Source organism: Allochromatium palmeri (assembly GCF_009720725.1).
GTDB lineage: Bacteria > Pseudomonadota > Gammaproteobacteria > Chromatiales > Chromatiaceae > Thermochromatium > Thermochromatium palmeri.
The window spans coordinates 228,283-247,286 of record NZ_WNKT01000001.1; the positions used below are offsets into that span (position 1 = coordinate 228,283).

A 19,004-nucleotide genomic window follows, 5' to 3' on the forward strand; every position below is an offset into this window, starting at 1 on the left:
GATGATCGGACGCGGTTTGACCCCAGGATCCAACATGTCCAACAGCATTCGTATCGCCACCCGCAAATCCCCCCTGGCCATGTGGCAGGCCGAGCACGTCACCGCCCGGCTCAAGGCACTCCATCCCGGTCTCACCGTCGAGATCATCGGCATGACCACCAAGGGCGACCAGTTGCTCGACTCGCCGCTGTCGAAAGTCGGCGGCAAGGGGCTGTTCGTCAAGGAGCTGGAGCAGGGGATGCTGGCCGGGGAGGCGGACATCGCCGTGCACTCGATGAAGGACGTGCCAGTCGAGTTCCCCGAGGGACTCCATCTGGCGGTGATCATGGAGCGCGAGAATCCCTATGACGCCTTCGTCTCCAACACCTATGCCAGCCTGGCCGACTTGCCCGAGGGCGCCTGTGTCGGCACCTCCAGCCTGCGCCGTCAGAGCCAGCTCGCCGATCGCCGTCCCGATCTGCGTATTGAGCCGCTGCGCGGCAACGTCAACACCCGTCTGGCGAAGCTCGATGCCGGCGAGTACGACGCCATCATCCTGGCGGCGGCCGGACTGATCCGGCTCGGTTTTGAGTCGCGCATCCGTGACTGCATCGATCCGGTCGACTCGTTGCCGGCCATCGGTCAGGGTGCCATCGGCATCGAGTGCCGCATCGACGACGCGCGCGTGCATCAGCTCATCGCGCCGCTGGCCGATCGCGACACCACCGACCGCGTGCTCGCCGAGCGTGCGATGAACGCGCGGCTCAACGGCGGCTGTCAGGTGCCGATCGGCGGTCATGCGGTGCTCGACGGCGATCAGCTCATCCTCAAGGGTCTGGTCGGAACCACCGACGGCACGCGCATCCTGCGTGCCGAGGCGTCTGGACCGCGTGCCGAGGCCGAGGCGATCGGCGTGCGCGTGGCCGAGGATCTGCTCGGGCAGGGCGCTGATGTCATCCTGAGCGCGATCATGGGGCACTGAGCGATGAGCCTGCCTGCCGATCTTGCCGGTCGCGGTGTGCTGGTGACCCGTCCCGCCGGTCAGGCCGAGCCGCTGTGCCGCCTGATCGAATCGGCGGGCGGGCGTGCCATCCGCTTTCCGACCATCGCCATCGAGCCGACCAACGATCCCGATGCCACAGCACTTCTGGCCGAGTCCTGGCATCTGCTGTATTTCGTCAGTCCCAACGCGGTCGAACAGGCGTTGGCACTGGTCGCTGACGGCACCTGGCCGCACGTCGAGCGGGTGGCGGCGGTCGGACGCGGCACGGCGCGCGCGCTGGAGGCTGCTGGGCGCGCACCTGATCTGGTGCCGAACGATCGTTATGAGAGTGAAGCGCTGCTGGAGATGCCGGAACTGGCCGACATGCGCGGCCAGCGGGTGCTGATCGTGCGCGGCGAGGGCGGGCGTGGACTCTTCGCCCAGGCCATGACCGAGCGTGGAGCCGAGGTGCGCTTCGCCGAGGTCTATCGGCGCGTGCGTCCAGCGGTCGATGTTGCGCCGCTCCTGGCACGTTGGCGCGAGGAGGTCGACTTCGTGATGGCGACCAGTGACGAGGTACTGCTCAATCTGGCCGAGCTGCTCGGTCAGGATGGGCGGGCGCGTCTGCTGGCCACGCCGCTGGTGGTGATCGCCGAACGCACCGCCCAGACGGCGCGTGATCTTGGATTTCAGACCGTCCGCGTCGCCGAGCGTGCCGAGGATGCGGCTATTCTGGGTTCACTGATCGGTCTGTCGCCATCCACCCGAGGTTGATTCAGGATTCAGCTGAGGCAAAAAACCATCCTGCTGCATCTGGACGACGATCTCCTCGATCACCTGGCTGATGGTGGTGCGCTCCGAGTTGGGATCGAGCCGCTGGGAGCGACCGGACCAGACCAGCCGCTCCTGCTTGGCGTCATAAAGGTTGGTTTCGAGCCGCAGCGACTCGGGATCGGCGTAATAGCCCGGCGTGCAGACCTCTTCGTAGACCTGACTGAAATAGCCGACTAGATGACGGTAGTGATCTGGAACCGACTGGGTGCGCGCGGCCGGTTGAGTGCCGGGCGACTCATCGGCGATCAGATGGGTGATGATGACGCTATCGGCCTTGACCCGCGCATAGCCCTCGGTCAGCCGCGTCAGTCGCCCGAGATTCCGGTCCGAAACCAGCGCGTGTCCGGCCGTGGCCTGGACCCCAAGGACCTGAAGCTGTTGGACGAAGTGGTCCTCATAGGCGCGCCGCACCCTGGGATTGTTGGTCACGCCGAAGACCACCAGCCGCTCGTACTGTCTGGGCGCTTGACCCGGCTGGGTCCAAACCGAGGACACCGGGCCAGTGGTGGCACAGGCGCTGACGAGCAGGGCGAGCAGACCTGAGAGAAAAACACGCGCAAAGAGGTACATCAGTCAATCGACTCCAGTATTGGCGCGGTATCCTCAGAGAGTAAGCGGATGCGGCGCACTATAAGCAGAGTGTCGCGCGCCATCGGCGCTGGTACTCAGTATCAGTATGCCGAAGTCACCGGTCTTCTGGCTAGCATGCTCAGCGCGTCTGCGTTGGCGGCGGCACCCATTCGATGGTCAAATCCGAATGCGCAACCGCCTGACAGGTCAGACAGGTACCGGCCGGCTCGCCCTCAAGCGCCTCGATCAGCCCGCTGGGGTAGTGAATGAAGCCACTCTTGAGCTTGACCGCGCAGGCCCCGCAATGGCCGCCCCGGCAGCCGTTGGGTAGCTCGATGCCCTGGCGCAGTGCGGCCCTGAGCAGGGTTTCGTCGGGCGCGGCCTCGAAGGCTGGGCCATCGGGTAGGATCTGGATCTTGAAACTCATGCGGAAGTGGAACCCATGCAGGATAGTGTGATTGCAGGCTGTGGATATGTGGGCGAGCGTCTGGCGCGCCAATCCCTCGATCGGGGCGAGTCGGTGCTCGGTCTGGTCCAGAGTCAGAGCGGACTGGAACGGCTGGCGGCGGCCGGCATTACGGCCGCGCGCCATGATCTGGCCGGCACCGAATCCATGCCCTGTTCGCTCGCCGGAACACGGCTCTTCCATCTGATCCCGCCGCCAGCTCAGGGGCGCGAGGATCTTCATACTCAGCGCCTGATCGAAACCTTCGACCAGGCCGGTCATCCCCGGCGCCTAGTTTACATCAGCACCACGGGCGTCTATGGCGACTGTGGCGGTGCCTGGGTCGACGAGGACTGGCCGACGCGCCCGACCCTGGAGCGCTCGCTCAGACGCCTGGACGCCGAGGAGCGTCTGCGCCGCTGGAGCCAGGAGCAGGGCGGCGAGCTGATCGTGTTGCGGGTCGCGGGGATCTACGGGCCTGGACGTCTGCCGCTGGAGCGTTTGCGGCGCGGCCTGCCGCTGGTGCGGCCCGAGGAGGCGCCGTACAGCAATCGTATTCATGTCGATGATCTGGTCGCCATCTGTCTCGCGGCGATGGAACGCGGGCGCCATGGTGCTATCTTCAACGTCAGCGACGGCCATCCCAGCACCATGACCGAGTATTTCCTGCAACTGGCCGAGGCCGCCGGTCTGCCGCGTCCGCCGCTGGTCACCATGGCCGAGGCGTCCGCGCATCTGTCCGAGGGTATGATGGGCTATATGAGCGAATCGCGGCGGCTGTCCAACCGCCGTGTGCGTGAGGAGTTGGGTGTCGAGTGCCGCTATCCGACCCTGACCGAGGGGTTGGCACAGGCACTCGGCGAACAGGGCCTGCACCGGCCGACGATGGAGTGACAATTGGAGAGATCAATGACGATGAAACACGCTCTACCTCTGGCGCTGCTGTGCGCCGCGACCCTGACCAGCCAGGGCGCAAGCGCGGCCAGCGAGGCCTCCTTCCGCTTCGATACCACGGCCAATCTCTACGAGATCTGTGCCCTGACCGAGGAAATGCCCGGATTTGCGATGGCCAATCAGGCTTGTCGCGCCTTCATCGAGGCGACTGTGCAGTATCACGACGAGATCAGTGCGCGCCGCAAGCTCAAGCGGCTGGTCTGTTATCCCAAGGGTGCGACCATCGAGGACGGCAAGCAGGCGTTCGTCGCGTGGGCCGATCGCAAGTCCGAGGATGCCACGCTGATGGCTGAACAGCCCGTCGTTGGACTGATGCGCGCGCTGGCGGCCAAGTATCCCTGTGGGCGCCAATGAACCCAGCGCACGATTCAGGACTCAATACGATAAGGGCTGGGGCGAGCACCCGGCACGGTCATCGAACGAAACGACACAGGGGTATTCCATCATGAAAACCATGGCATTCATCGGCGTTCTGTCGGCGGCTCTGGTACTCGCCGGCTGTGGCACCACCACCGGCAGTCGCACGGGCAGCGGCGCGGCCATGGGTGCGGCCGGCGGTGCGCTCATCGGCTCGATGACCGCTAACGCCGGTCAGGGCGCCCTGATCGGGGCCGGCGTCGGCGCGCTGGGCGGTTATCTCTACGACCAGCATGAAAAGGGCTATATCGACTAGTCCGACAATAGTCGGGCGGAAATTGCGGTTTTTTGTCGAACCCTGGTTGACGCAAGGACGCGCATCCACTAGCTTTCGCTCAAACGACGGTCGGCGGCCAAGTCCAGGGCTCCAATGCTGTCAGGGTGGTCGGCGTGTTTCCATGGCTGTCGCGGCGGCTTGTGTGTTGGCCCGCGGCGGTATCGATCGATCGACACACACCATGATGAGCGCGAGAGACAGAAGCGATGAGGATCTACGTAGGCAATCTGCCCTATAGCATGAACGACGAGGAACTGCGGAACATCTTTGGCCAGTTCGGTGAACTGGCCTCCGCCGAGGTGATTATGGATAAGTTCTCGGGTCAGTCGAAAGGATTCGGCTTCGTCGACATGCCCAATAACTCAGAGGCCGATGCAGCGATCAAGGCCCTGAACGATACCGAAATGAAAGGCCGCAAGCTAACCGTCAATGAAGCGCGACCGCGCGCTGAACGCCCGCGCGGAGGCGGCGGGCGCTACTGATCGACCTCGAACCGCGTCAGCGTTGGCGCGGTTCGAGCTGTATCCCCAAGTCCCCCCAGATCCGGTCGACCCGCTCGCGGATGGCCTCATCCATACGGATCGGCTGCCCCCATTCGCGGGTCGTCTCGCCCGGCCACTTGTTGGTGGCGTCAAAACCGATCTTCGAGCCTAGGCCTGAAACCGGCGAGGCAAAATCCAGATAATCGATCGGCGTGTTCTCGATCATCAGAGTATCGCGCGCCGGGTCCATGCGCGTGGTCATGGCCCAGATGACGTCTGTCCAGTCGCGTGTGTTTACGTCCTCGTCGACCACGATCACGAACTTGGTGTACATGAACTGGCGCAGGAACGACCACACGCCCATCATCACCCGCTTGGCGTGTCCCGGATACTGCTTGCGGATGCTGACCACGGCGAGCCGGTAGGAACAGCCCTCGGGCGGCAGATAGAAGTCCTGGATCTCAGGGAACTGCTTGCGCAGGATCGGCACGAAGACTTCGTTCAGCGCCACGCCTAGCACCGCCGGTTCGTCGGGCGGACGGCCGGTGTAGGTGCTGTGATAGATAGGGTCGCGCCGGTGCGTCATCCGCTCGATAGTGAAGACCGGGAAGGAATCGACCTCGTTGTAATAGCCGGTGTGGTCGCCGAACGGTCCCTCGGGGGCCATGTCGTCCGGGTAAATATGGCCTTCCAGTACGATCTCGGCGTTGGCCGGAACCTGGAGATCGGAGTCCAGACAGGTGGCCAGCTCGGTGCGGCGGCCGCGCAGCAGGCCGGCGAAGGCATATTCCGAGAGCGTATCCGGCACCGGCGTCACCGCGCCGAGGATAGTCGCCGGATCGGCGCCCAGCGCCACCGCGACCGGAAAGGGCTGGCCGGGATTGGCGCGCTGCCAGTCACGGAAATCGAGCGCCCCGCCGCGATGCGACAGCCAGCGCATGATGACGCGGTTGGGTCCGAGCACCTGCATCCGGTAGATGCCCAGATTCTGGCGCGACTTCTCCGGCCCGCGCGTGATGACCAGTCCCCAGGTGATGAGCCGCGCGGCGTCTCCCGGCCAGCAGTGCTGAATCGGCAGCCGACCGAGATCGATCTCTGCACCGCTCAGCACGACCTCCTGACAGGCCGGGTTGCGCCGTACCTTGGGTGCCATGTCGAGCACCTTCTTGAAGATCGGCAGCGTCTCCCAGGCCTGTTTCATGCCCTTGGGCGGATCAGGTTCCTTGAGGAAGGCGAGCAGCCGCCCGACCTCGCGCAGTGCTTCAACCGATTCCTCGCCCATGCCGAGCGCGACCCGCTTGGGGGTGCCGAACAGATTGCCGAGCAGCGGAATCCTCGAACCCTTGGGCCGCTCGAACAGCAGTGCCGGTCCGCCCGCGCGCAGGGTGCGGTCACAAATCTCGGTGATTTCAAGATAGGGATCGACCTCGACGCGGACGCGGTGCAGTTCGCCGCGTTGTTCGAGCTGGTCGATGAAGTCGCGCAGATCGCGGTATTGCATCTGGGTTCGAGACTCCTGTTAAGCGGCTTCAGCGACGATGCCCGAATGACGCAGCAGCGCATCGGTCGTCGGCTCGCGTCCACGGAACTTGACGAACAGCGCCATCGCGTCCTCCGAACCACCTTTCTCCAGGATGTTCTCCAGGAAGGCGCGTCCGGTATCGGCATCGAAGACACCGCGTTCCTCGAACAGCGAGAAGGCATCGGCCGAGAGCACTTCGGCCCATTTGTAGCTGTAATACCCGGCCGCATAGCCGCCGGCGAAGATGTGCGAGAACCCATGCGCGAAGCGATGGAAGGCCGGAGGGCGGATCACGGCCACCTGATCGCGGACGGCTTCGAGGATCTCGTAGATTCGTCCGCCGCGCTCGGGGTCGTAGTCACGGTGCATCCGGAAGTCGAACAGCGCGAACTCCAGTTGACGCACCATCTGCATCGCCGACTGGAAATTTTTGGCCGCGATCATGCGTTCGTAGAGTTCAGGCGGCAGCGGCGCGCCGGTCTCCCAGTGCGAGGCAAACAGATCGAGCGATTCGCGTTCCCAGCACCAGTTCTCCAGGAACTGGCTCGGCAGTTCCACGGCATCCCAGGGCACGCCATTGATCCCGGCCACGCCCGGATAGTCGACGCGCGTGAGCATGTGATGCAGCCCGTGCCCGAACTCATGGAACAGCGTCAGCACTTCGTCATGCGTCAGCAGCGACGGCTGATCGCCGACCGGTGGTGTGAAGTTGCAGACCAGATAGGCGACCGGGATCTGATCGCAGCGGCTGGTGTGCAGGCGCTCGGTGCAGACGTCCATCCAGGCTCCGCCACGCTTGTGTGTACGAGCAAAGGGGTCGAGATAGAACTGACCGCGCAGCGCGCCGCTCAGGAGATCGCGGATCTCGAAAAAGCGCACGTCCGGGTGATAGGTTTCAAAGGTCGCGACCTCCTGGATCTGGATGCCGAACAGCCGCTCGACCACGCCGAACAGACCCAGCAGCACGCGACTGATCGGGAAGTAGGGACGCAGTTCCTCCTGACTGATCTGGTAGCGATGGACGCGCAGCTTCTCGGAGTAATAGCTGATGTCCCAGGGTTCCAGCGGCTCGACGCCATGCTGATCACGCGCGAAGGTCGCCAGCTCGTCCAGCTCCTGCCGAGCCTGTCCAACCGAACGCGCGGCCAGGTCTTCGAGGAAGCCCAGCACGTCATCGGGCGAGCGCGCCATCTTGGTCGCCAGCGAGCGCTCGGCATAGTTGGCGAAGCCGAGCAAGCGGGCCAGCTCATGACGCAGGGCCAGGATGCGCTCCATGAGTTCACTGTTGTCCCACTGGCCGGCGTGCGGACCCTGATCCGAGGCGCGCGTGCCATAGGCCTGATACATCTCGAAGCGCAGTTCGCGGTCATCGGCATAGGTCATGACCGGCAGGTAATAGGGCATGTCGAGCGTGAACAGCCAGCCGTCCTGGCCCTGACGTTCGGCGTTCTGACGCGCCAGTGCCAGCGCCGACTCGGGCAGACCGGCGAGCCGAGCCTGATCCGTAATGGATTTGCTCCAGGCGTTGGTCGCATCCAGCACGTTTTCGGAATACTGGCTGGTCAGTTGCGAGAGTTCCTGGCTGATGGCCTTGTAGCGGTCTTTCTGTTCCGGCGGCAGGTCGACGCCCGAGAGATGAAAGTCGCGCAGTGCGTTCTCCAGCAGCTTGCGTTGCGCCGCATCCAGATGTTCCTGGGCGGCGACCGCGCGATAGGCCTGGAACAGCGACTCGTTCTGACCGACCTCGGTGCCGTACTCGCTGAGCTTGGGCAGACAGGCGTTATAGGCCGCCCGCAGCGCCTCGCTGTTGAGCACGCCGTTGAGATGTCCGACCGGCGACCAGGTGCGGTTCAGACGATCATCGGCCTCGTCGAGCGGCTCGACGAAGTTCTCCCAGGTCGGCACCGCGACCTCGCGTGTCAGCCGTTCGATCGTCTCGCGACACTCGGCCAGCCGGGCGTCGACGGCCGGTTCGACGTGCTCGGGGCGGATCAGGGTGAAAGCCGGCAGGCCGGCTTGATCGAGCAGTGGATTGGACATGGCTGGCGTGATCCGTAGTCGGTTGACAGTGTTCGGTGGACAGAACCGCGCGCGCGGTCAGCGGGCGGTCATGATAAAGCCTTGGGGGCACCCACAAAAGATCGCGGCTCCAAACCGCCATTCAAGGCGGTTCGGGACGATTCAATCAGGCAGAAAACCGCTGTTCTGGCGCGGCGCGATCGGGCCTTGGAGCGAACGCTTCATGTCTTTGAGTGGCCGGGGCTTGAAGGTGCGCGGAGCGCAGAAATGATGGCGCCAGAGTTCAAGCCGATAGCGCTCAGTCGTTCGACCCATGCCTTGCCAGTCCTCGTTCACGGGCGTAAATCCGCGCTCGGTACCATAGGCGAAGACCCGGTACTGGCCCTGGGGCGTGCAGCGGATGCCCTCGAAGGAGAGATTGCGCGCGCCGGTGTTTGAGCGTGCGACCAGGGTATAGCGCACCACCTCATCGGGACCGACGCTCAGATGCCGGCCATCGATGAAATAGCGAAAGGCGTCTTGCGAACCGTCGAGGCTGAATTCGATCAGATCCGAGTCGGCCGGCAGCGGCGGCAGCCGGGTCAGCGCCTCGGTCCAGGGCGTGCCGGACTTGACGCTCGACGGCGTAAAGGGCGCCGGCTCGTGGATGAAGGGACTGTCCTCGGCCAGAGCCGAGGACAACCACAGGACTAGACAGTAAAGCGTCAGAATGCGGGTCTGTCTCATGAGTCTATGCGCTGTACATCGGAATGCGGCAGACCATGATGCGCCAGGATCGACTCTGGCTCAACAGCTTGGCCGATAGCGCAGATCCAGGGTATAGGGATGCTCGCCCGCCGGTTCCTCGGGCGGCGGGTCGATTTCACCTGGGGTGTGACCCATGAGACGGAAGCGCGCGATACGCCGGCTCTCGGCCTCATAGCTGTTGACCGGGAAGCTCGATTCACTGCGCCCGCCCGGATGGGCGACATGGTAGGTGCAACCGCCGAGACTGCGCCGGTTCCAGAGATCGACGATCTCGAACACCAGCGGGTTGTGCGCCGGGATCGTCGGGTGCAGACCCGAGGGCGGACTCCAGGCTTTGAACCGGATGCCGGCGACGAACTCAGCACGCCGCCCGGTCGGACGCAGCGGCACCCGCCGTCCGTTGCAGACCAGAACATGCCGATCACCGACCATGCCGCTGACCTTGACCTGCATCCGCTCGACCGCGCTGTCGACGAAGCGCGATGTGCCCTGGGCCGTGACCTCCTCGCCGAGCACATGCCAGGGTTCGATGGCCGCGCGCAGTTCCATGTCGATGCCGTTCTCGGTGATCAGATCGCCATAGTGCGGAAACCGGAACTCGAAGAAGGGTTCAAACCACTCCAGCTCGATTGGATAGCCTGCGCGACGCAGATCGCAGATGACATCATCGAAGTCCTGACGCACGAAATGCGGCAGCAGGAAGCGATCATGCAGCTCGGTGCCCCAGCGGATCGGCGAGCGTCGATAGGGATCTTTCCAGAAACGCGCCACCAGCGTGCGCAGCAACAGCAGTTGCGCCAGACTCATCCGGTGATGCGGCGGCATCTCGAAGCCGCGAAATTCCAGCAAGCCCTGACGCCCGGCCGCGCTGTCGGGTGAGTAGAGCTTGTCGATACAGAACTCGGTGCGATGGGTGTTGCCCGTCACATCCGTGAGCAGATTGCGCAGCACGCGGTCGACGATCCAGGGCTGGGGCACCTCGCCGGGCGGCAGTTGCTGGAAGGCGATATCCAGCTCGTAGAGCCGGTCGTCGCGCGCCTCGTCGACCCGTGGAGCCTGACTGGTCGGACCGATGAACAACCCCGAGAACAGATAGGACAGACTCGGGTGATGCTGCCAGTATGTGATGAGGCTCTGCACCAGATCCGGTTTGCGCAACAGCGGACTGTCGGCCGGCGTCGGGCCGCCGAGCGTGACATGGTTGCCACCGCCGGTGCCGGTGTGACGGCCGTCGAGCATGAACTTTTCGGTGCCGAGCCGCGTCAGGCGCGCTTCTTCATAGAGGATATGCGTATCGGCGACCAGTTGATCCCAGCTCTCAGCCGGATGGATGTTGACCTCGATGACTCCAGGGTCAGGCGTGACGGCGAGCTTTTGCAGACGCGGATCGCGCGGCGGCTCATAGCCTTCGAGAATGATCGGCAGCCCGAGTTCAGCCGCCGTATCCTCGATGCACAGCACCAGATCCAGCCAGTGTTCCAGATGCGTCAAGGGCGGCATGAAGCAATAGAGCCGACCCGCACGCGGCTCGATACAGAGCGCGGTGCGGATCAGATCCGGGTGCGGATCGTCGCCGGGCGCAGCTTGCGGGCGCACGTCGGGATGAGAACCATCGACCGGGGTCAGGCGGCCATAACGCGCCGCGAGATCGCGCGGTTGGAGACCCTGCTCGCGGATCGTCTGCGGCGCCTGGGCCGGCTCGCCCGGTCGGCTGTAGCGACGCGCAATCTCGTCATAGGGCGAGCGCAGGGGCGCAACCGGATCGAATGAACTGCGCTCCAGCAGCGGCTCCCGGTCGCGCTCCGCGACATGGGGCAGGGCGTCGAGCGGCAGCCGCAATCCCATCGGCGAGTCGCCTGGAATCAGGAACATCCGCCCATCGCGGAAGGCCCAGCGACCGCTCTTCCAGCCCCCTTCGATTCCAAGTCCCCACCAGCGCAGTGGCAGCACATAGCCGGCGACCCGGTCCAGACCCTGATCGAACAGCCGGGCGATGCGCTGGCGTTCATTCGGGTCTTTGAGCTTGTTGTCGAGCGGGTCGACATTGACCGGCAGTCGGGCCTCACGCCACAGGTAATACCAGGCATCCTCATGGGCGGGCGCGGCATGCTTCGGGTCGACGTCCAGATGTCGGGCAAGCACTTGGATGAAGCGCTCAGCCTCAGCCGGGCCATGACCATAGTCGCTGTCTTCATGCCCGAACAGCGCCGGATCGCGCCAGACCGGCTCGCCGTCCTTGCGCCAGAAGCAGGACAGCGCCCAGCGCGGCAGTTGCTCGCCCGGATACCACTTGCCCTGACCGAGATGCAGCAGCCCGCCGGGCGCAAAGCGCGCCTTGAGCCGACACAGCAGCTCCTCGGCCAGCCCCTTCTTGGTCGGCCCCAGCGCATCGATGTTCCACTCCGCGCCGTCCATATCGTCGATGGAGACGAAGGTCGGCTCGCCGCCCATGGTCAGGCGCACGTCATTGGTCCGCAGTTCGGCATCGACCTGATGGCCGAGCGCCTCGATCGCGGCCCATTGCTCCTCGGTGTAAGGTTTGGTGACGCGCGGATCTTCGTGGATGCGCTCGATCTGGTTGTGGAAATAGAACTCGACTTCGCAGGCATCCGTCGCGCCCTCGATCGGTGCCGCACCGCGCGGCGCGGGCGAGCAGGCGAGCGGAATATGTCCCTCGCCGGCAAACAGCCCCGAAGTCGGGTCGAGTCCGATCCAGCCTGCGCCCGGCACATAGACCTCAGCCCAGGCGTGCAGGTCGGTGAAGTCCTTCTCTGGCCCTGATGGACCGTCGAGCGCCTTGACGTCCGCCGTCAACTGCACCAGATAGCCCGAGACAAAGCGTGCCGCCAGTCCCAGATGACGCAGGATCTGCACCAGCAGCCAGCCGGTGTCGCGGCAGGAGCCGAGCCGTTTTTCAAGCGTCTCCTCACACCGCTGCACGCCCGGCTCCATCCGGATCACATAGCCGATGTCCTGTTGCAGTTTCTGGTTGAGATCGACCAGAAAATAGACCGTCTCGCGCCGGGCGCGATCGACGCTTGCCAGCCACTCGCGCAACAGCGGACCGTCTTCGCTGAGCTCCAGATAGGGCGCGAGTTCCTTGCGCAGTTCGGGCGCATATTCAAACGGATAGTGATAGGCGGATTCTTCGAGGAAGAAATCGAAGGGGTTGATGGTGATCATCTCGGCGATCACATCGACCTCGATCGACAGCCGGCGCGTCTTCTCCGGAAAGACCAAACGGGCCAGATAGTTGCCGAAGGCGTCCTGCTGCCAGTTGATGAAGTGTTCCTCGGGTTCGATCTTGAGCGAATAGCTGCGAATCGGGGTGCGACAATGCAGGGCCGGGCGCAGACGCACCACATGGGGCCCGAGGCTGACGGAGCGATCGAAGTGGTATTCGGTCTTGTGGTTCAGGGCGACCAGGATGGACATTGGAACTCTTCCCGTGAGGCGTGGCGTTGGACATTAAGATCCCACAAAAGACCCTGTCTGTCTTGTCGGTCCGCGCTCGGCGTGGCGCCCGAACATCGTGCCACGCGGCGATGTAAGGATCAGCGGTATGCGTGCTTCGCGGTTTGGTGGTCGCTCAGCAGGGATGTGAAATCCTCGGCCGGCTGCGGACGTCCGAACAGATAGCCTTGACCCGCCATACAGCCCTGACGGATCAGGAAATCGCACTGCTCAGACGTCTCGACGCCTTCGGCGATGACGTTGAGCCTGAGATTGCGGGCCATGGCAATGATGGTGGCGGCGATTTCCATGTCGCTCGAATCCGCCGGGATGTCGCGCACGAAGTCGCGGTCGATCTTGAGTTCGTCGATCGGCAGCCGCTTGAGATAGGCCAGCGAGGAGTAGCCGGTGCCGAAGTCGTCGATGGACAGCCGCACACCGAGCCGCTTGAGTCCGCGCAGCAGGTCCAGTGCGCGTTCGCCCTGGCCCATGATCATGCTCTCGGTCAGCTCCAGCTTGAGCCGCGCCGGTGGCAGACCGGTCTCTTCCAGCACGCGGGTGACGCGCTCGACCAGATCCGGGGCGCGCAGTTGTCGGCCCGAGAGGTTGACGGCGACGGTCAGATCCGCCAGCCCGCCGGCACGCCAGGACTGACCCTGAGCGCACGCCTGGCGCAGAACCCATTCGCCCAGCGGCACGATGAGTCCGGTCTCCTCAGCCAGCGGAATGAAACGGTCGGGCGCCACCAGCCCCTCGGTGGCGGAGTTCCAGCGCACCAGGGCCTCGCAGCCGATGAGCTGCCCATCGCGCATATCGACCTGGGCCTGGTAGTGCAGCACGAACTCCTCGCTGGCGAGCGCCCGGTGCAGACGTGCTTCCAGTCCCAGACGTTCCTGGGCGGTCTCGGTGAGGTTCGGGGTGTAGAAGCGATAGGTGTTGCGTCCTTCTTCCTTGGCCTGGTACATGGCGACATCGGCATGCTGGATGAGATCCGTCACCGTGCGTCCATCGTCCGGATAGAGGCTGATGCCGATGCTGGCACCGACATAGAGTTCATGTCCGCTGGGCAGATAGAAGGGGTCTTGCAACAGGTCCAGCAGCGTTTGGGCGACACCGGCCGCGTCTTCTGGACGCTGGAGATTCTCCAGCAGCACCAGGAATTCGTCGCCGCCGAGCCGGGCGAGCGTATCGTCTTCGCGCACCCGTTGGCTCAGGCGTTGTGCAAGCGACTCCAGCAGGGTGTCACCGGCTGGATGACCCAGGCTGTCGTTGATGTTCTTGAAGCGATCCAGGTCGACGAAGAGCACGGCCACCCGGCCGCCACGCCGGTCGGCATGTTCCAGGGCATGTTGCAGACGCGACTGCACCAGACGCCGGTTGGGCAGGTTGGTCAGGGGATCGTAGTGGACCAGGTGTTCGAGCCGCGCCTCGGACTGCTTGAGCTGGCTGATGTCGGTCATGACGCCGACATAGTGGCTGGGCCGGCCCTGGCTGTCGGCGACCGTGTTGATGGTCAGAATCTGCGGATAGAGTTCGCCGCTCTTGCGTCGGTTCCAGATCTCGCCCTGCCATTGCCCGGTCGTCTTGAGGCTGGCCCACATCGACTGGTAGAAAGACTGATCCTGGCGGTTCGAGCGCAGGAGACGGGGATTGCGACCCAGCACCTCGGGTTCGCTATAGCCGCTGATCTCGGTGAAGGCGCGATTGACGTTGAGGATCTGTCCATTGAGGTCCGTGATAATGACGCCCTCGCGCGTGCTTTCGAACACGGTCGCGGCCTGACGCAAGCGGGTGTCGGCCCGTACTCGCGTGACCGCCAGGCCGGCGATGCAGGCGCATTCCTCGATGAGTTCGCGCTCGATCGGCGTCGGGGCGCGCGACTCGGCATAGTGGACACGCAAACAGCCGATCGTCTGCCCGGCGCCGTCCTTGAAGGGCGCGACCCAGTCGGCGGGTCGCGCGGGCGGCGGCTTGGCGGCGGACAGGGGCTGTCCGTCGAGTCCGATCTGAATGCAAACCTGCATATCCGGTTCCAGACGCTCCAGACGCATGGCGATCTCACCGAGGATCTCGGTGAGCGATTGCGTATCGATCAGGGCATCGAGCACCGCCAGACGTATCTCGCGCATCTGCTCGGCGATCTTGGTCAGGGTGACATCGTGCCAGGCGCCCGTGGTCTCATGGGTGGCGCCGCCGTCGGTTTCCAGGACCGTGACCTCGTCCTGGATCCAGCGGACCCGGCCCTGAGCATCGATGAGGCGATAGGCGCAGACCCTCTCGCCGCCCTGGTTTAGCTCGCTCAACCAGCGCAAGGCCGTCTCCCGATCCTCCGGATGCAGGCGCGAGGCCCACCAGCCGGGCTGGAGCGCCAGCGTCGGGCTGTAGCCGAGTAGGCGTGTACTGTTCTCGCTGACCCAGGTCAGTGGCCACGCGTCCGGACTGAGACGGCGGCTGTAGAGAATCACCGGACTGGTGGCGAGCGCCAGTTCCAGCCGTTCGGAGGTGGCGCGCAGATTGGCGCGCTCGCGCCCCAGCTCGGCCAGGCTCCAGGCTTTTTCCAATGTCGCCGGGAGTTGATGCAGATAGCCCGAATGCTTGGAGAGAGAGTCGTTGGCGCCCAGATGGATGGCGCGTGCGGCCACCTCTTCGTTGCCCTGACCCGAGACCATGATGATCGGGATGTCCAGTCCACGCTCAGCGCGCAGGATCTTGATCGTTTCCAGGGCATCGAGTCCCGGTAGACGATAGTCCAGCAGCAGCAGATCGAATTCGGCGAGGGCGTGCGGATCGGCCGGCAGGTGCTCCAGGATCTGGCTGGCATCCTGGACCATCGTCAGCCGGATGTGGGGGGCATAACGCGCCAGATGACGGCGGGTCAGATCGATGTCAGCAGGGTTGTGCTCGGCATAGAGTACGCGCAACGGGCGCGCCTGACGGGTCTGGGCCAGACGGAAGCGGCGCCAGGCATCACGCAGGGTGGCCGGCAGGCGTTCGAGTGTGCGCTCGCCCTTGCTCAGATAGTCGTCAGCGCCAGCCTGGAGCGCAGCAATAGCCGCGTCCTGATCGCCCGAGCCGGTGAGCACCACGACCGCCAGCGGCAGACGTCGCTCGCGGATCCAGGCCAGCGCGTCCAGTCCCGAACCATCCGGCAGACGCAGATCCAGCAGCGCCAGATCATAGCGTCCCGGCGTCCCCAGATGCTCCAGCGCTTCCGATAGCCTGGACGCCTGTTCCAGCTCGATGTCGGGCGCACGCCGCGCCAGCCGGCGCCGGGTCAGATCGGCATCGACCGGATTGTCTTCGACGTGCAGGACGCGCATGCGACTACCTCGCTGGATGCTTGAGCCAGTCGCGGCATGGTGCGACCCGGACGGCTGTCTCGGTGAATCGGTCATGGCTCACATGCTAAACGATAGCGGAATTGATGTTCGGGCGGTAGCGTTTCCCGAGCGCCATTGTCAGGCATGGGGGAACTCCAGATGGAAGGTCGCCCCCTGGCCGGGCGAGCTCTCGGCCTGGACCTGTCCGCCCATGCGCTGCATGGCCTTGCGCACCATTGCCAGTCCGACACCTGTGCCGGGAAACTCCTCGGTACGATGCAGGCGCTGGAAGATCTCGAAGAGACGGTCGTGGAAGCGCATGTCGAAGCCGATTCCCTGATCGCGGACACTGAGCCGGACGCGCTCACCGAGCGCCTCGGCACGGATGCTGATGACCGGCGGCTCACCTGGACGGTGGAACTTGAGCGCATTGTCGAGCAGGTTGCGCAACACCAGTGCCAGTCCATCCGGATCGGCACGCACCCAGAGTCCTCCGGGATCCAGTTCCAGGCGCGCGCCGCTGGCCTGAATCTGGTCCTGATGTTCGGTGATCAAACGCGCCAGCACCGGCTCCAGCTCGATTCGCACACCCTGCAATTCGCGCCGCTCCATGCGCGAGTAGGCGAGCAGATCCTCGATCAGGCGTCCCATCTGATCGACACCCTGACGCACGTTGCGCAGAAAGAGCCGCCCCTCGTCGTCGAGCTGGCTCTGGTAGTCTTCGAGCAGCAAGCGGCTGTAGCCCTCGATGCCGCGCAGCGGTGCCTTGAGGTCGTGCGAGACCGAATAGGTGAAGGTCTCCAGCTCCGTGTTGATAGCATCCAGCTCAGCGGTGCGCGCCGCCACGCGCGCTTCCAGTACCTCGTTGCCATGCACCAGCAGATAGGTCATGGTCGCCCCCGTCAGGGCGAGCAGCAGACCCAGCAGATAGATGGGCAGGTGTGTATGGAGCGTGTGGCCCCAGTCCGGTCGGGGAATGGCGGACAACCGCCAGGTGCCGCCGGGGATCTCGATGGCGATCGAGACCGGATCGCGATCCAGGACCGATGGATCGCCGAAGAAAACGTCACCCCAGGCATCCGTGCACTCAGAGCGCTGAAGCGCGAGACGGAGCCGTGGGATGGCGTCCTGCAGACCGGCTTGACGATAGAGTTGGTCCATTTCGATCACGGCCGTGACCAGACCCCAGGGGCGTTTGGGCGCGCTGGGTGGCTCAGGCGTGACAAAGACCGGATCGCGCAGCAGAAATCCCATGCCGCCCTGTACCAGGGGCAGGGGGCCAGCTAACACGGAGTGGCCGGTGTTCAGGGCACGCTGCGCCTCCGGGCCTTGAATTGGGTGGCGACGGTAATCCAGTCCGATGACAGATTCGTTGCCGGGAAGCGGATAGACCAGCGACACCACCAGATTCGGCGCGCCGACGATATTACGCAAGGAGTGGCGCTCGTCGACCAGTCCTTGAGCGATGCGCGCGAACTCGGCTTGATCGATGTCCGGATGCGCTGAGATCACAGCCGTCAGCCCATGCACCAGCAGCCGATGGGCGTTGACGACGCCTTCGAGGCGCGCGCGCAGTGTCGCCAGCTCGATGAGCACGCCCAGCCGCTCCTGTTCCAGATCGCGCTCACGGGCGAGTCGTTCGATGACCAGTGCTGTGGCCAAGACCAGTGACAGGACCAACAGGGCCAATAACCAGGGACGCTTGGAGGTGGTGAATCGGCTCGAACGCACCATGACAGATCGGGTTTGGAATCCTCGCGATTATCGTTGATCGTTGTGATTAAACCTGAAATCCGTCTCCAGTCTCCAGTCCTGAGTGATGTCGCACCTACAAAAAAGGCGCCCGAAGGCGCCCTTGCTGAACAAGGCAGCCTGGAGGCCGCCGAGCACTCAGTTGACCTTGGGTTCGAGCTCGCCCTTGGCGTAGCGCGTGGTCATGTCTTCCAGCGAGATCACCTTGATCTTGCTCGCGTTGCCGGCAGTGCCGAAGGCTTCATAGCGCGCCTTGCAGATGTCCTTCATGGCCTTGGTGGCGGCGATGAAGTATTTGCGTGGATCGAATTCCTTGGGATTGTCGGCCAGGAATTTGCGAATGGCTCCCGTGGAGGACATCCGCAGGTCGGTATCGATGTTGACCTTGCGCACGCCGTGCTTGATGCCCTCGACGATTTCCTCGACCGGCACGCCATAGGTCTCGCCCATGTTGCCGCCGTACTCGTTGATGATCTTGAGCCATTCCTGCGGCACCGAAGAGGAGCCGTGCATGACCAGATGCACGGTCGGGATGCGGGTGTGGATCTCCTTGATGCGCTCGATGGCCAGGATGTCGCCTGTGGGCGGACGGGTGAACTTGTAGGCGCCGTGCGAGGTGCCGATGGCGATGGCGAGCGCGTCTACACCGGTCTTCTTGACGAAGTCAGCCGCTTCGTTGGGATCGGTCAGGAGCTGGCTGTGATCGAGCGTGCCCTCGGCGCCGATGCCGTCTTCCTCGCCGGCCTGTCCGGTTTCGAGCGAGCCCAGACAGCCCAGTTCGCCTTCGACCGAGACGCCGCAGGCATGCGACATCTCGACCGTGCGGCGGGTGACATCGACGTTGTACTCATAGGTGGCCGGGGTCTTGCCGTCCTCACCCAGCGAACCGTCCATCATCACCGAGCTGAAGCCAAGCTGGATCGAGCGCTGGCAGATCGCCGGCGAGGTGCCGTGGTCCTGGTGCATGCAGACCGGGATGTGCGGCCATTCTTCGATGGCGGCCAGGATCAGGTGACGCAGGAAGGGCGCGCCGGCGTACTTGCGCGCACCGGCGGACGCCTGGACGATGACCGGGGAATCGGTCTCATCGGCCGCTTCCATGATGGCGCGCATCTGCTCCAGGTTGTTGACGTTGAAGGCCGGTACGCCGTAGCCGTGTTCGGCGGCGTGATCCAGCATCTGACGCATTGAGATCAGGGCCATGAGTTGTCCTCGTTTTTCGTGGTTGGAGAAGCCGTGAATCGAACAGGA

The 19,004-nt window shown here is 64.2% G+C and carries 14 protein-coding genes and 2 pseudogenes; 6 read left to right on the forward strand and 10 right to left on the reverse strand.

Annotated elements, in window-relative coordinates:
• Nucleotides 1-34: 34 nt before the first annotated feature.
• Nucleotides 35-961: a hydroxymethylbilane synthase gene (gene hemC, locus GJ668_RS01050; protein ID WP_155448245.1), complete on the forward strand. Its 927-nt coding sequence runs from the start codon at nucleotides 35-37 to the stop codon at nucleotides 959-961.
• 3 nt (nucleotides 962-964) lie between these two features.
• Complete coding sequence (locus tag GJ668_RS01055) at nucleotides 965-1,735, forward strand: uroporphyrinogen-III synthase (RefSeq protein ID WP_155448246.1); 771 nt, start codon at nucleotides 965-967, stop codon at nucleotides 1,733-1,735.
• Here GJ668_RS01055 and GJ668_RS01060 read toward each other — a convergent pair.
• Both GJ668_RS01060 and GJ668_RS01065 read right to left on the reverse strand, forming a co-directional pair.
• Nucleotides 1,700-2,365 (reverse strand): hypothetical protein, encoded by a 666-nt coding sequence (locus GJ668_RS01060; RefSeq protein ID WP_155448247.1) that lies wholly within the window; start codon nucleotides 2,363-2,365, stop codon nucleotides 1,700-1,702. The genes GJ668_RS01055 and GJ668_RS01060 overlap by 36 nt on opposite strands.
• Nucleotides 2,366-2,504: 139 nt before the next feature.
• Nucleotides 2,505-2,792, reverse strand: coding sequence for a 2Fe-2S iron-sulfur cluster-binding protein (locus GJ668_RS01065; protein WP_155448248.1), 288 nt, complete (start codon nucleotides 2,790-2,792; stop codon nucleotides 2,505-2,507).
• Nucleotides 2,793-2,807: 15 nt separating this feature from the next.
• Between GJ668_RS01065 and GJ668_RS01070 the strand changes: the two genes are divergently transcribed.
• From GJ668_RS01070 to GJ668_RS01085, 4 genes are all read left to right on the forward strand, one after another.
• Nucleotides 2,808-3,704, forward strand: a complete 897-nt coding sequence (locus GJ668_RS01070; protein ID WP_155448249.1) for an SDR family oxidoreductase — start codon at nucleotides 2,808-2,810, stop codon at nucleotides 3,702-3,704.
• A 21-nt stretch (nucleotides 3,705-3,725) separates the two neighbouring features.
• A complete protein-coding gene (locus GJ668_RS01075) occupies nucleotides 3,726-4,118 on the forward strand; it encodes a Rap1a/Tai family immunity protein (RefSeq protein ID WP_246194576.1) in 393 nt (130 codons plus the stop codon).
• A gap of 91 nt (nucleotides 4,119-4,209) precedes the next feature.
• A complete protein-coding gene (locus tag GJ668_RS01080) occupies nucleotides 4,210-4,437 on the forward strand; it encodes a glycine zipper domain-containing protein (RefSeq protein ID WP_155448251.1) in 228 nt (75 codons plus the stop codon).
• Nucleotides 4,438-4,664: 227 nt separating this feature from the next.
• Nucleotides 4,665-4,940 (forward strand): RNA recognition motif domain-containing protein, encoded by a 276-nt coding sequence (locus GJ668_RS01085; RefSeq protein WP_155448252.1) that lies wholly within the window; start codon nucleotides 4,665-4,667, stop codon nucleotides 4,938-4,940.
• 16 nt (nucleotides 4,941-4,956) lie between these two features.
• On the opposite strand, the gene ubiD is transcribed toward GJ668_RS01085, so the two are convergent.
• The 8 genes and pseudogenes from ubiD to fba all read right to left on the reverse strand — a co-directional run bounded on the left by ubiD (nucleotide 4,957) and on the right by fba (nucleotide 18,956).
• A complete protein-coding gene (gene ubiD, locus GJ668_RS01090; protein WP_155448253.1) occupies nucleotides 4,957-6,441 on the reverse strand; it encodes a 4-hydroxy-3-polyprenylbenzoate decarboxylase in 1,485 nt (494 codons plus the stop codon).
• An 18-nt stretch (nucleotides 6,442-6,459) separates the two neighbouring features.
• Complete coding sequence (prlC, locus tag GJ668_RS01095; protein WP_155448254.1) at nucleotides 6,460-8,502, reverse strand: oligopeptidase A; 2,043 nt, start codon at nucleotides 8,500-8,502, stop codon at nucleotides 6,460-6,462.
• 141 nt (nucleotides 8,503-8,643) lie between these two features.
• Nucleotides 8,644-9,207, reverse strand: a complete 564-nt coding sequence (locus tag GJ668_RS01100) for a CNP1-like family protein (RefSeq protein WP_155448255.1) — start codon at nucleotides 9,205-9,207, stop codon at nucleotides 8,644-8,646.
• 60 nt (nucleotides 9,208-9,267) lie between these two features.
• Nucleotides 9,268-12,663 (reverse strand): transglutaminase family protein, encoded by a 3,396-nt coding sequence (locus tag GJ668_RS01105; protein WP_155448256.1) that lies wholly within the window; start codon nucleotides 12,661-12,663, stop codon nucleotides 9,268-9,270.
• 119 nt (nucleotides 12,664-12,782) lie between these two features.
• Nucleotides 12,783-16,001, reverse strand: a complete 3,219-nt coding sequence (locus GJ668_RS01110) for an EAL domain-containing protein (protein WP_155448257.1) — start codon at nucleotides 15,999-16,001, stop codon at nucleotides 12,783-12,785.
• 138 nt (nucleotides 16,002-16,139) lie between these two features.
• Nucleotides 16,140-16,868, reverse strand: a pseudogene (locus GJ668_RS21175) (sensor histidine kinase); the annotation flags it as partial.
• Between the two features lie 243 nt (nucleotides 16,869-17,111).
• A pseudogene (locus GJ668_RS21180) lies at nucleotides 17,112-17,735 on the reverse strand (CHASE domain-containing protein); the annotation flags it as partial.
• Nucleotides 17,736-17,891: 156 nt separating this feature from the next.
• The gene (fba, locus tag GJ668_RS01120) at nucleotides 17,892-18,956 is read right to left on the reverse strand and encodes a class II fructose-bisphosphate aldolase (protein WP_155448259.1); all 1,065 of its coding nucleotides are present in this window, start codon (nucleotides 18,954-18,956) and stop codon (nucleotides 17,892-17,894) included.
• Nucleotides 18,957-19,004: the final 48 nt, after the last annotated feature.